A 12,363-nucleotide genomic window follows, 5' to 3' on the forward strand; every position below is an offset into this window, starting at 1 on the left:
TCGATCAGGGCGTGGATCAGCTCGATCGGCGCGCCCGAGCCGCCAAAACCGCCAATCATCACGACCGAGCCGTCGCCAATCTCCGCGACGGCGGCCTCCAGGCTTGCAAGTGTCTTGTCCATGGTGTTTTCAATGCGGCGGATAGAACCGCCCCTCCGTTAGAATATCGATGCGGCAAGCGAAGCGGCGATGTTCGCCCGTCCGGCTCCGCATGTGCCCGGCGGCGTTGTTTCCTTGGCATTACAATGACAGGGTCGCGAATTCCTTCTGAACGCGAAGCAGCGATGGCAAGAACTCCTGGACCGCATCCTCCATGCGCACGATTGCTGCGGGCAGCCCTGTATTCAAAGCCGCGACCGTCCTGCCACGCGTGTTCTTCAGCGGAACGGCGATCGACCTGAGGCCGATCTCGACCTCCTGGTCTATCTGGGCATAGCCAAGCTGGCGCACACGGGCCAACTCCTCCATGATGCCCTTGAGGCTCGTCTGTGTGAACTCGGTGCGCCGGGCGAGCGTCGAGGCTTCCAGGATGCCCTGCGCCTCTGCTTCGGGCAGTGCCGCCAGCAGAACGCGCCCCATGGAGGTGCAATAGGCAGGCAGGCGGGAACCCGGCATCAGCGCGATTGACATGACGCGGGTCTGCGCGGCCCGGGCGATATAGACGATTTCCGTATGATCCAGGATCGAGACGGACGTGCTCTGCCTTATCTCCTCGGACACCTCGTCCAGCATCGGCTGCACGATCTTGTGGAGAGGCATGGATGCGAGGCAGCCCGTCCCCAGGCGCAGGACGCGGGGCGTGATGGTGAAGAACTTCCCGTCATAGGCGCAGTAGCCGAGTTCCGCCAAAGTGAGCAGGCAGCGGCGTGTCGTGGCGCGGTCGAGGCCGATGCGCCCGGCAGCCTGCGTGATGCTGAGCTTCGGGGCTTCCGCCGTGAAGGCCTCGATCACCCGCAGGCCTTTCGCGAGCCCCCCCATCAAATCGCGCTTGTTTGCGGTCAATATCCTGCCTCCCGTATCGGGCGCCTTGCCGGGCCTTCGCAAAGGCCCGGGCATGGTGAGGTTTCGACGAAAAGATGGATTGCCGGATGCACCGTCAGCGACGGTCACCCGCCGCCGGCGGTGGCGTCGGCTTCCATGGTCATCGCCAGAACGATCTTGCCGACATGGCTGCCCCCATCCATCCGGGCATGGGCGTCTGCGACCTTTTCGAAGGGAAAGACGCTGTCGATCACCGGCAAGGCCTGCCGCGCCGCCAGGAGCGGCATGACGTGCTCTTCCAGGACGCGGGCAAGGCGGGCCTTCATGGCGACGGGGCGGGCGCGCAAGGTCGAACCGGTCATCGTCACCCGCTTGAACAGAAGCGGAGCCAGGTCGATATCGGCGCGGCTGCCGTACTGGAAGGCGATCTGGGAAATCCGCCCGTCGAGGGCGATCAGGTCGAGATTCTTCTGGAAATAGGGCGCTCCCACCATATCGAGGATCACATCAGGCCCGCGGCCCTCGGTCAGCCGCCGCCCCTCCTCCACGAAATCCGCAGTCCGGTAGTTGATCGCATGATCGGCGCCCATCTCCAGGCAGGCCGCGCATTTCTCGTCCGAGCCGGCCGTGGCGATCACGCGCCGCCCCCCGAGCGCTTTGGCCACCTGTATCGCCGTCGAGCCGATGCCGGAGGTGCCGCCATGCACGAGAAGCGTCTCGCCATCGGCAAGGCCGGCACGCTCGAAGACATTGCTCCAGACCGTGAAATAGGTCTCGGGCACGGCGCCCGCCTCGATGAAGCTCATCCCCGCCGGAATGGCGATGGCGACATCCTCGTGTACCACGGCACGTTCGGCATAGGCGCCGGAGGCGACCAGCGCCAGCACCCGATCGCCCGGCGCAAAGCGCGTCACGTCGGTTCCGACCGCCTCGACGGTCCCCGCCAGTTCCAGTCCGAGCACGTCGCTCGCGCCGGGCGGAGGCGCATAGTTGCCCTGCCGCTGCATCACGTCGGGCCGGTTTATCCCCGCCGCGTGAACCCGCACCACCATGTCGTTCGGACCAGGCGCCGGCAAGGCGCGCTCGACGATGCGCAGGACTTCGGGACCTCCGGCCCCATCGGCGATGACGGATCGTGTCGTTTGCATGAGATGATATCCTTTCTATCGGAAGAGGGTCTTGCGCCGGGCGTCACGCCGCGCCCGCCGCGACGTTCGCGCCGCGTTCGATGCGCCAGACCTGGTCGAGCAGGCTTTCGGAATGGGTGGTCTCGGACATGCTCATGATGGTCGAGAGGCTCTCGCTCCTCAGCGAGGAAATCACCTCGGAGAGGCGCTGGGCGAGCGCCGGGGCGACGCCCTCGAAGGGCTCGTCGAGCAGGAGAAGCCGGGTGCCGACGGTGAGCGCGCGGCCGAGCGCCACCAGTTTCTGCTGGCCGCCCGACAGGAGAAGCGCCTTGCGGTCGGCCATCGGCATCAGTTCCGGCATGATGTCGTAGACGAGCTTCAGCCGCGCCTTGCCGTCGATGCCGCGCATCACCCATGTCGGCAGGAGGATATTCTCCTCGACCGTCAGGTCCGGGATCAGCCCCCGGGTTTCCGGCATGTAGCCGAGGCCCAACGCCGGGCGGCGATGGATGTCGACCTTCTCCAGGTTCTCACCATTGAGGGTGACGGAGCCGCCGCTGAGCCTGGCGAGGCCCATGATGGCGCGCATCACGGTGGTCTTGCCGGCCCCGTTGCGGCCGACCAGGCCAATCATCGATCCGGCGGGCACATCCATCGAGAAGTTGCGGACCGCCTCGACCTGGCCGATTTTCACGTTGATGTCACGAATAGTCAGCATCGCCTTACCTCGCCGTTCCGGTGACGTATTTCTGCACGGCGGGATCGTTCAGCACCTCGTCGGGCGCATCGTCCGCGATGATCTCGCCGGAGTAGAAGGCGAGCACCCGGTCGGCGTAACGCGTCACGATCTCCATGTCGTGCTCGACGAAGATCACCGCGGAGCGTTCCCCCTCGAGCGCGGCCATGACCTTGTCCATCAGCGGGAACTTCTCCTCCGTGCTGACGCCCGATGTGGGCTCGTCGAGCAGGAACACGCGCGGGCGGCTGGCAAGCGACATGGCGATATCGATCAGCTTGCGCACCCCGCCCGGCAATTCGTTCACGGGACGGCCGGCGTAGCGCTCCAGCCCGAAGCGCTCCAGCATCTCGACGGCCCTGTCGAGCGAACCTTTCGTGCGCGCCGGACGAAAGACCGACCCGCCGTCGCCCGCGATCTCCAGCGCCACGAGGATGTTGTCGACCGGCGTCATGGCCTCGCAGAGCTGCGGGATCTGGAAGGAGCGGCCGAGGCCTGCCCGCGTGATGAGCCGCGGCGGCAGGCGGGTGATGTCCTTGCCGTCCAGCTTCACCTGGCCGGCATCGGGCTTGAGATAGCCCGTCACCATGTTGACGAAGGTGGTCTTGCCCGCGCCGTTGGAGCCGATCAGCGACAGCCGGGCGGCGGGCATGACCTCCACGTTCAGGTTGTTGGCGGCGACCAGCGCGCCGAAGGATTTCATGAGGCCCTTTACCTCGAGGACTGCACCGCTCACGTCGCTGGCTCCTTGATGCTGCGGATTGCATGGTTTTTCGCCGGCTTCGCCCACATCGACCCCACGCCGCGCGGCAGGAAGACGATCACGAGCAGGAGGAAGATGCCGAGCAGCATCTGCCAGCTTTCGGGGAAGTACTGGCCGGAGAAGGACCGGACGAGTTCCGTGACCAGCGCCGTGCCGAAGACGGCCGTCACCGAGGCATAGCCGCCGAGGATGGCGATGAAGACCATCTCGCCCGACGTCGTCCAATAGCTGAAGAAGGGATCGACATGGCCGAGCGCGACGCCGTTCAGCGTGCCGCCGAGCCCGGCCAGGCCTCCGGCGAGGATGAAGCTGCGCGTGCTGACGGAGAACACCGAGGCGCCCAGATATTCGATGCGCAACTCGTTCTCGCGCGCGGCGCTGGCGATGAGGCCGAGGCCGCTGTCGAAATGAACCCGACAGACCGCGGCGGCAAGCGCGGCGATGACGACGGCGATGGCATAGAGGCCGAAGCCGGTCTCCGCCAGGTGGTAGCCGAGAAGGGTCGGCTTGGGGACGTTGAAGCCGTCCGATCCGCCGATGGCGGCGATCTTGGTGAGGACGCCGTAGGCCACCATCGAAAGCGCCATGGTCAGCATGGCGAAGAAGATGCCGCGATAGCGGGCGACCAGCGGCGAGACCAGGGCGGCGATCAGGCCGCCGGCGATGCAGCCGACGGAAAGCAGCACGATCATATCCGTGACGCCTGCCCAGTTCGCCATGAGGCCCGAGACATAGGCGCCGCCGCAATAGTAGAGCCCCTGCCCGAAGCTGAGCAGCCCGCCCCTGAGCAGCCCGACGAGACCGAGTGCGACGAGGCCGAAGCCGACCGCCTTGGTCATGGTGAAGAGGAACCAGGCCGGCACGACGAGACCGATGGCGATGAAGACCAGCGCGCCGAGCGCGGCGAGGCCGAATGTGCGAAGGATCGGGTTCATATCTTGCGCGCCTTGATGGGAGTGAAAAGGCCTTCCGGCCGGAAGATCAGCACGGCCACCATCACGAGGTAGATGATGAAGATCTCGGCTTCCGGAAGCTCGTAGACCGCAAAGGCGCGGGCGATGCCGACGATCAGCGCGCCGATCGCCGCGCCGGGGATCGAGCCGAGGCCGCCGATGATGACGACGGCGAAGCTGACGACGATGACCGAAACGCTGTTGCCCGGCTGCACCGAGATCAACGGGCTCGTGAAGGCACCGCCGAGCGCGGCGAGGAAGACGCCGACGCCGAAAGCGAGGAGATAGATGCGCGCGATGTTGACGCCCATCGCCTGGCTCACTTCCGGCTCCTTGATGACGGCGAGCGTGATCTTGCCGATCCGCGTGCGGTTGAGGCCGAACCAGACGCCGAGACCGCACACGATGGCAAGGCCGATCAGCGCGAGGTCGTAGCCGACATAGAACAGCGACCCCATCTCCACATTGCCGAGGAGGTTGCGCGGCTCGAAGACATAGTAGGGATTCACGCCGAAGATCATCTTCGTCACGTCCTCCAAAATGAGGAACACAGCGTAGGTGATGAGAAGGATCAGCACTTCGTCGCGGCCGTAGAAGTAGCGCAGCAGCCCGCGTTCGATCAGCGGTGCGATCAGGATGGCCACGGCCGCCGCGGCGATGAACATGGCAAGCAGGCTGAACCACTCGGGCATGCCGAGGCCGGCGAAGAAGGGCACGGCGATCGCGGCCCCGTAGGCACCGAGCGCGTAGAGCCCGCCATGGGCGAAGTTGAGGATCTTCAGGACGCCGAAGACGAGCGTCAGCCCGAGCGCGACGATGAAAAGCCACGAGGCATAGATAAGCCCATCCAAGAGAATGGTGAAAATGAGGTCCATGTCAGAAAACCGATCGTCGGTGTTGCGGGAGGCCGGGGCTGCGCGCCCCGGCAGCCTTGGTCAGTCGCAGTCGGCGCCGGGGAAACCCGCCTCGATCCATTCGATGCTCTTCTTGTCCGCCGGCGGGTTCACGCAGCGGGCGTCGAAGTGGAGGATGTCGCCGAGGACGATGTTACCGTCCTTGTCCTTCTGCGTGCGTCCGAAGCCGATCGACTGGATCGCCTGATGGCCCTTGCCGTTCGTCATCTCGATCAGCCCCGCGGGGCTTTCCCAGGACAGGCCCGTCATGGCGGCGGAGAGTTGCTCGGAGGACGGCTTGACGCCGCCGTTTTCCTTCATCGCCTTTTCGACGGCGCTTTTCAGGCCGAGAAGCGCCTGCGCCATGCGATAGGGACCCTGCACCGGCACGACGTTGTCGTAGGCCTCGCGATAGGCGGCGTCCCACCAGGTGTTGAGCGCGCTTTCCGGCGCCATGTAGCCGTAGGAGCCACGCGCGCCGATGATCACGCCCTCGGGCATGTTGTTGCCGAGCGGCGGCAGGACATGGTCTGCGGTGGACAAGGCAACCTGCGCCTGCCTGAAGAGGCCGCGCGGCAGACCCTGCAGGATGAAGGACTGGAGATCGCCGCCCCACAGGGAGGAATGGATGACATCGGCGCGCCTCTGCATGAGCGCAGAGATCTCCGTTCCGTACTGGCCGGCGCCGAAGGCCGGGAACAGCTCGGCCGCTACCGTGGCCTCGGGATAGATCCGGCCCATGGCGGCCTTGAAGTCGACCCAGCTATCATGCCCCCAGGCATAGTCCTGATGGATGCCTGCATAGGTCTTGATATCGACGCCGAGCGCCTTCAGATAGCGCACGAGGCCGACATTGTCCTGCGTCGCGGTCGCGGCGGTACGGAAGACGTACTGATAGTCGGCATCCTCGAAGATGCGGGGCGTGCCGCAATCGTAGAGGATGGTGAACGTCTTCAGTTCCTCGGCGACCGGCGCGACGGCAAGGCAGTCGCCCGAACCGACATAGCCGATGACGACATCGACCTTCTCGCGCTGCACCAGATTGCGGTATTCCTGAACCTGGACGGTGGCGCCCCCCGCCTCGTCGATCAGGACGGCTTCGATCTGCATGCCGCCCATGCCCGGCGTGTTGTAGGGCGCGGGCACTTCGCCGGCATTGAGCTTCTTGACCAGCAGCTTCGCGCCGTTGGCTGCCGGAACGCCGAAGCTCTGCGCCGCCTGCCCGGAAAGGAAGGTCACGATGCCGACCTTGAAGGTGTCCTTTGCAGCGGCAGTGCTCGTGCCGGCGATCAGCGCGGCCAACAGTCCGCCAAACTTCACAAAATTTCGCATCGGTTCTCCTCCCGGTTTGCGTCCGGCCAAACGGCATTTGCGGCCGGAATTGATCGCCTCGTCCATTCTTGAGATCGGCGCGCCCCTGGGCGGCCGAACATAGGAGCCCGCCTGGACGAGGCCGCCCAGCAAAAAGCCCCTCCAAGTCTCTGGCATCACGCCCCATCGGCGCCCGGCCCGCTCCCCAATTCTGGCGAGCTTCATTGTCCGACAAACAGACTATTATCTTTTCGGTCAGACCGTCAATCAGCGTGGCGTGCGAAATGCGAACAAATGTCAAATAGCGATTTTTTTGTTGACGGGCGGCTGGTCCGAAAACTAGCTTCACAATCGTAATCTTGCGCATCAGGAGGATATACTGTGCACGATTACACAATCAAACCATTGATCTCGCAGAGTTTTTCCAGAGATTTCGATCTCATTCGGAGAATTTTTCATATCGAGATCAAAATTCAACGGGAGTTTTGCTGTGGCTAAAGATCATATGCAGACTATATCACAGATCATGGCCAATGGCGGCCGCCCGGCCGGAAGCATGCGCGAGATCAAAATCGTCGACACGACGTTTCGCGATGGCCAGCAGAGCCTTTGGGCAACGCGCATGCGCACGGAACACATGCTTTCGATGCTCGACGATATCACCGCGGCAGGATATACACAGATCGACCTCGTCGCTCCCATTCAATTCGACGTTTCTGTTCGTTACTTGAAGGAAGACCCCTGGGAGCGCGTAAGACTACTTCACGAGCGCGCGCCGGGCACGAAGTTCCGCGCGCTGATCCGTTCGCGGAACATCGCATCCTTTGATTTTCTTCCTGACGATATAATACAATCATGGGTGGATAGCCTTTATGCAAATGGCTTCCGTGTGATTGGTTCGTTCGATGGTTTGAACGACATCGACAACATCGCGCCGGGGCTGCGCAGAGCCAAGGAGCTGGGTGCTTACACCTTCGGCGCCCTGTCCTATTGCGAGAGCCCGGTGCATACCGACGAACTCTATATCGCCAAGACCAGGGAATATCTGGAGAAGACGGATATAGATGCGTTCATGCTCAAGGATGCAGGCGGCCTCCTGACACCCGAGCGCATCCGCACGCTGGTCCCTGCGATCAAGGATCTGATCGGCGACCGGCCTCTGGAAATCCACAGCCACTGCCTCACGGCGCTTGCCCCGCTGGTCTATCTCGAGGCCGTCGAGCACGGTGTCGACGTGCTGCACCTCTCCATCGCGCCGCTGGCGAATGCCAACGGCCAGCCTGCCGTGCAGAGTGTCGTGCGCGACCTGAAGGCGCTCGGCTACGAGGTGAACCTCGACATGGCGCGCATCGCCAGGGTGAGCGAACGGCTTCACCAGATCGCCGAAGACGAAGGCAAGCCGCTCGGCGTGCCGGTCGAATACAACGGCCTCCACTACATGCACCAGATTCCCGGCGGCATGTTGTCGAACTTCCAGTCGCAGTTGAAGACGGCCGGCCTCGAGGACCGCTTCGACGAACTCCTGGTGGAAGTCGCCAAGGTCCGCTCGGAGCTTGCCTATCCCATCATGATCACGCCGTTCGCGCAATTCGTCGGCACCCAGGCGGTGCTCAACGTCATCACCGGCGAGCGCTACAAGATCGTGCCGAACGAGATCAAGAAATACGTCCTCGGCTACTACGGCAAGCTGCTGGCGCCGATCGATCCGGAACTGCGCGAGCGCATCATCCGCAACGGCGCCTCCGAAATCGCCGCCGAGCCCGGCCCTATTGCGCCCATGCTGCCCGATCTCGCCGCGCGCTATCCGGACGACGACATCCACACGCTGCTCCTGCGCGCGATGTTCGCGGGGACGCAGGTGGACGAGATGGTGAAGGCCAAAAAGGAAGCCGCCCCGGCCGACGGCGGCAGCTCCCTGCTTGCCCTCATCAAGCGCGCCCACGCGCAAAACACCGGCAAGCGCGCCCTGGCGATCAAAACCGCAAACTTTGAACTGAAACTTGGAGTCGAGAAGGTCAATGCCAATGGATAACGAGGCGATCAAGGAAGTAAACGCGATCCTGAAGTGGATCAATGTCGCTGACGACGTGAAGGACTTTTACCTGAAGGTCGGCGAGGTCGAAATCTCGCTGTCGCGGAACGAGAATTCCTCGTTCTTCGCCGACAGCAAGATCGCGAAGGAGTCCGCCGCCGCGCCGGTGCAGGCCGTCCCGGCACCCCCCGCCGTCGCGCCCGCCGTTCAGCCGGCGGCCCAGGCGCCCGCTGCCTATGAGCAGCCCGCCGAGAACGAGGTGGTCATCAAGGCTCCCATGGTCGGTACCTTCTATGCGGCGTCGAAGCCGGGCGCCCCGGCCTTCGTCAATGTCGGGGATCGTGTCAAATCCGACACCGTGCTTTGCATCGTCGAGGTCATGAAGCTCATGAACAATGTCGAAGCCAAGGTCGAGGGCGTCATCACGAAGATCCTGGTCGAGAACGAGCAGCCCGTCGAATACGGCCAGCCTCTGATGGTCATCAGGACCAACTGAAGGCCGTCGTAAACACACTCAACTGGAAAGAATTTGCATGTCTGCGTTGATCAAAACAGTGTTGATCGCCAATCGCGGCGAGATCGCTCTTCGTATTATCCGCGCTTGTCGCGAGCTCGGCATATCGACCATCCTGGTTCACTCGGAGGCGGACGCAAATTCCTTGCCGGTACGGCTCGCCGACAAGGCCGTCTGCATCGGACCTGCGCGCTCCAATATGAGCTACCGCAACCAGCAGGCGGTTCTCGGCGCCGCCCTCTCCTTCGGTGCCGACGCCATTCATCCCGGATACGGTTTCCTTGCCGAAAACGCGGAGTTCGCGGCCGCCTGCGAGAAGGAAGGCATCATCTTCATCGGCCCGTCCAGCAAGGTCATCCACCAGATGGGCGACAAGATCGAGGCGAAGAAGATCGCGAAGAAGGCCGGCGTGCCCACGGTTCCCGGTTCCGACGGCGCGATCACCGAGTTCGCCGAGGCGCTGAAGGTCGCCAAGGATGTCGGCTTCCCCCTGCTGATCAAGGCGGCGGCAGGCGGCGGCGGGCGCGGCATGCGCGTCGTGCGCCAGATGGAAAGCCTGGAAAGCGATCTTTCCGAAATCATGTCCGAGGCCGAAACCGCCTTCGGCGACTCCTCCGTCTACATCGAGCGCTATCTCACCAACATCCGCCACATCGAAATCCAGGTGATGTGCGACGGGGAAACCTTCCTGCATATGGGCGAGCGCGACTGCACGACCCAACGGCGAAATCAGAAGCTGATCGAGGAAGGCCCCTCTCCGGTTCTCGACGACAGGCTGCGCCAGGAACTTGCCGCCGCCGCGGTCAATCTTTGCCGCGAGGTCAAGTACACCAATGCCGGCACCATCGAATTCGTGTTCGATCTCGATGAGCGCAAGTTCTACTTCATCGAGATGAACACCCGCATCCAGGTCGAGCATCCCGTGTCGGAAATGATCACCGGGCTCGACCTCATCAAGATGCAGCTCGAAGTCGCCAGCGGCATTCCGCTTGCCATCCGGCAGGACGATATCCGTATCTCCGGCCACGCCATCGAATGCCGCATCAATGCCGAGGACCCCGAACAGAACTTCATGCCATGCCCCGGCACCGTGAAGCGCTTCCATATGCCCGGCGGCCTCGGGATTCGGATGGATACGCATATCGAGGCCGGATACGTCATTCCGCCCTTCTACGATTCCATGGTCGGCAAGCTCATCTGCTGGGGCCAGACGCGCGAGGAGGCGAGAGCCCGCATGATCGCGGCGCTTGACGAGCTCGACCTCGGGGCGATCACGACGACGGCGCCGTTCCACAAGGAAATCCTTCAGAACGAGCAGTTCGTCTCCGGCGTCTTCAACACGTCCTTCGTCGCGACGCTGCTCGGAAAATAGCAATCCCGGGGCAGCGGCAAGGCGCCCCGCCGCCAAACGCATGGTCCGCTGCTCCGCGGCGGACCCGGATGATACGCGTCCTGCCCGCCGAACCACATGGAAACGCGTGACACCGTCTTCATAGCAACCTTTGCCGCCATCACGGCCGCCCTCGCCGTCTTCCCGCCCATGACCCTGCCGGTCGTGGGCGTGCCGATCACGGCGCAATCTCTCGGTGCCATCCTCGCCGGCGGCGTTCTCGGTGCCAGGCGCGGCGGCCTGTCGATGATCCTTTTCCTGATCCTCGTTGCGATCGGCCTGCCGCTTCTCTCGGGAGGTCGCGGCGGCTTCGGCGCCTGCATGGGGCCGACCGGCGGCTTCCTGCTGGGATGGGTCGTCACGTCGTCGTCGGCCTCCTGGTGGAACGTCTCTGGCAACGCCTCGGCCATGTCACGGCCTTCCTCGCATCCGCGACGGGCGGGATCGTCGTGCTTTACGGGATCGGCGTTCCATGGAGCGCCGCCGTCGCCCGGATTCCGCTTTCCACGGCGCTGACGGGCTCCCTGCCGTTTCTGCCGGGTGACATCATCAAGTGCGTCATCGCCGCAACCGTCATCGTTATCGTCAGGAAATCCTATCCCATCATCACGCCGGCGGGCCGGCAGGCCTCCGCAGTTCGCTGAGCTGGCGGTTTCCAGATGATGTCGTTCTCGCAAGTCCATGTTGAGAAGCAGGGGCGAACGATGCAGAACCTGTTGACGGTGGCCAGCGAACGGACCGGCGTGGATGAGGGTCAGTACCTGCATCGCGGCATCGCCGAACGCGCCTTCCGCCAGCGCTTCCAGTTGGCCAACCATGTTCGACGATGTCTTCCGCGGCTTCGGCTCGAACCTGCCCGCGTTCAGCGGCGCTTCCGCCTTCGGCGACGGCTGGCCGAGCGTCGAGATCTCCGACGGCGAGAAGGAGATCAGGATAACCGCCGAAGTGCCCGGGCTGGAAGAGAAGGACATCGAGGTCCTGCTGAATGACGGCGTGTTGACGCTGAAGGGCGAGAAGCGCTCCGAAACGGAAGATAAGGACAAGCGGTTCTCTGAGCGCGTCTACGGTCGCTTCGAGCGGCGCATACCGCTTGGATGCGAAATCAGGGAAGAGGAGATAGACGCCCGCTTCAAGAATGGCGTGCTCACGGTGACCCTGCCCAAGAGCGGGAAGGCGCAGTCACAGGTCAAGCGCATCGCCATAAAAGGCTGACGCATGGCGGGCAGCAGAGGCGCCGTCCCCGTGTTCCGTTTTATGGACCGGGACAAGGTGCCTCGCGCCCTTTTCGCCAACCGGCGGCGGCAGAAGGTATACGATGCCGCCGCCGGCGCGCAAGGTGGTTGCCGGCCTCAAGCATCTGCTTGGCGGGAGCCAGTCTGTCGTTTGATTCCACCACGCAACATTATCGTACCGTCAATGTGAGGTTGCATATCCGCTCGCGGGTTTGCGCACCGCTTCGCTCAGTGCCTCAACCAATGGTGCACAGCAGCCATTCCTCTCTCAGTCAGCGAACGATGATTTTTCCGGCGTAGCCACCCAAAGCCGACCATTCAGCGCGCATAAGCCGAACGGCCGCTTTGAGGAAATCTCACAAGTCTCCATAGCGTATCGAGCGCAAAGTTCTTGAACGGATATGAAGCGACGACCTGTTTATTGCGAGCAG

Annotated in this window: 12 protein-coding genes and 1 pseudogene; 5 read left to right on the forward strand and 8 right to left on the reverse strand. The window is 63.4% G+C overall.

Annotation, left to right across the window (positions count from 1 at the left end):
- From MUU56_RS12530 to MUU56_RS12565, 8 genes are all read right to left on the reverse strand, one after another.
- Positions 1-122: CoA-transferase (locus MUU56_RS12530; RefSeq protein ID WP_280531055.1), on the reverse strand; the 122-nt coding region annotated here is incomplete at its 3' end.
- A 118-nt stretch (positions 123-240) separates the two neighbouring features.
- Positions 241-1,002, reverse strand: a complete 762-nt coding sequence (locus MUU56_RS12535; RefSeq protein WP_244767637.1) for an IclR family transcriptional regulator domain-containing protein — start codon at positions 1,000-1,002, stop codon at positions 241-243.
- Between the two features lie 104 nt (positions 1,003-1,106).
- Positions 1,107-2,129, reverse strand: a complete 1,023-nt coding sequence (locus tag MUU56_RS12540) for an NAD(P)H-quinone oxidoreductase (RefSeq protein ID WP_244767638.1) — start codon at positions 2,127-2,129, stop codon at positions 1,107-1,109.
- Between the two features lie 43 nt (positions 2,130-2,172).
- A complete protein-coding gene (locus MUU56_RS12545; protein WP_244767639.1) occupies positions 2,173-2,826 on the reverse strand; it encodes an ABC transporter ATP-binding protein in 654 nt (217 codons plus the stop codon).
- A gap of 4 nt (positions 2,827-2,830) precedes the next feature.
- Positions 2,831-3,580 carry an ABC transporter ATP-binding protein gene (locus MUU56_RS12550; protein WP_244767640.1) on the reverse strand — a complete coding sequence of 250 codons (750 nt, stop codon included), beginning with the start codon at positions 3,578-3,580 and terminating at the stop codon, positions 2,831-2,833.
- Entirely contained in the window at positions 3,577-4,542 is a 966-nt protein-coding gene (locus tag MUU56_RS12555) for a branched-chain amino acid ABC transporter permease (RefSeq protein WP_244767641.1), read from the reverse strand. Before MUU56_RS12555 ends, MUU56_RS12550 begins: the two co-directional genes overlap by 4 nt.
- Positions 4,539-5,435: a branched-chain amino acid ABC transporter permease gene (locus MUU56_RS12560; protein WP_244767642.1), complete on the reverse strand. Its 897-nt coding sequence runs from the start codon at positions 5,433-5,435 to the stop codon at positions 4,539-4,541. The genes MUU56_RS12555 and MUU56_RS12560 overlap by 4 nt, the downstream gene beginning before the upstream one ends.
- Before the next feature lie 60 nt (positions 5,436-5,495).
- A complete protein-coding gene (locus MUU56_RS12565; RefSeq protein ID WP_244767643.1) occupies positions 5,496-6,785 on the reverse strand; it encodes an ABC transporter substrate-binding protein in 1,290 nt (429 codons plus the stop codon).
- Between the two features lie 535 nt (positions 6,786-7,320).
- Between MUU56_RS12565 and MUU56_RS12570 the strand changes: the two genes are divergently transcribed.
- From MUU56_RS12570 to MUU56_RS12590, 5 genes and pseudogenes are all read left to right on the forward strand, one after another.
- Positions 7,321-8,796: a pyruvate carboxylase subunit B gene (locus tag MUU56_RS12570; RefSeq protein WP_244767644.1), complete on the forward strand. Its 1,476-nt coding sequence runs from the start codon at positions 7,321-7,323 to the stop codon at positions 8,794-8,796.
- Positions 8,783-9,292, forward strand: coding sequence for an acetyl-CoA carboxylase biotin carboxyl carrier protein (gene accB / locus MUU56_RS12575; protein WP_244767645.1), 510 nt, complete (start codon positions 8,783-8,785; stop codon positions 9,290-9,292). The genes MUU56_RS12570 and accB overlap by 14 nt, the downstream gene beginning before the upstream one ends.
- Positions 9,293-9,329: 37 nt before the next feature.
- Positions 9,330-10,682 carry an acetyl-CoA carboxylase biotin carboxylase subunit gene (gene accC, locus MUU56_RS12580; RefSeq protein ID WP_244767646.1) on the forward strand — a complete coding sequence of 451 codons (1,353 nt, stop codon included), beginning with the start codon at positions 9,330-9,332 and terminating at the stop codon, positions 10,680-10,682.
- Between the two features lie 96 nt (positions 10,683-10,778).
- A pseudogene (locus tag MUU56_RS12585) lies at positions 10,779-11,344 on the forward strand (biotin transporter BioY).
- Positions 11,345-11,447: 103 nt separating this feature from the next.
- Positions 11,448-11,912, forward strand: coding sequence for an Hsp20/alpha crystallin family protein (locus MUU56_RS12590; protein ID WP_398432071.1), 465 nt, complete (start codon positions 11,448-11,450; stop codon positions 11,910-11,912).
- Positions 11,913-12,363 lie beyond the last annotated feature (451 nt).

The sequence above is a fragment of the Shinella yambaruensis genome (assembly GCF_022899355.1).
Taxonomy (GTDB): domain Bacteria; phylum Pseudomonadota; class Alphaproteobacteria; order Rhizobiales; family Rhizobiaceae; genus Shinella; species Shinella yambaruensis.

Bases quoted from the DNA above. Each gene is read 5' to 3' on its own strand.
- MUU56_RS12540 (WP_244767638.1), bottom strand. From the start codon at position 2,129: ATGCAAACGACACGATCCGTCATCGCCGATGGGGCCGGAGGTCCCGAA.
- MUU56_RS12545 (WP_244767639.1), bottom strand. From the start codon at position 2,826: ATGCTGACTATTCGTGACATCAACGTGAAAATCGGCCAGGTCGAGGCG.
- MUU56_RS12555 (WP_244767641.1), bottom strand. From the start codon at position 4,542: ATGAACCCGATCCTTCGCACATTCGGCCTCGCCGCGCTCGGCGCGCTG.
- MUU56_RS12560 (WP_244767642.1), bottom strand. From the start codon at position 5,435: ATGGACCTCATTTTCACCATTCTCTTGGATGGGCTTATCTATGCCTCG.
- MUU56_RS12565 (WP_244767643.1), bottom strand. From the start codon at position 6,785: ATGCGAAATTTTGTGAAGTTTGGCGGACTGTTGGCCGCGCTGATCGCC.
- MUU56_RS12570 (WP_244767644.1), top strand. From the start codon at position 7,321: ATGCGCGAGATCAAAATCGTCGACACGACGTTTCGCGATGGCCAGCAG.
- accB (WP_244767645.1), top strand. From the start codon at position 8,783: ATGCCAATGGATAACGAGGCGATCAAGGAAGTAAACGCGATCCTGAAG.
- accC (WP_244767646.1), top strand. From the start codon at position 9,330: ATGTCTGCGTTGATCAAAACAGTGTTGATCGCCAATCGCGGCGAGATC.
- MUU56_RS12590 (WP_398432071.1), top strand. From the start codon at position 11,448: ATGAGGGTCAGTACCTGCATCGCGGCATCGCCGAACGCGCCTTCCGCC.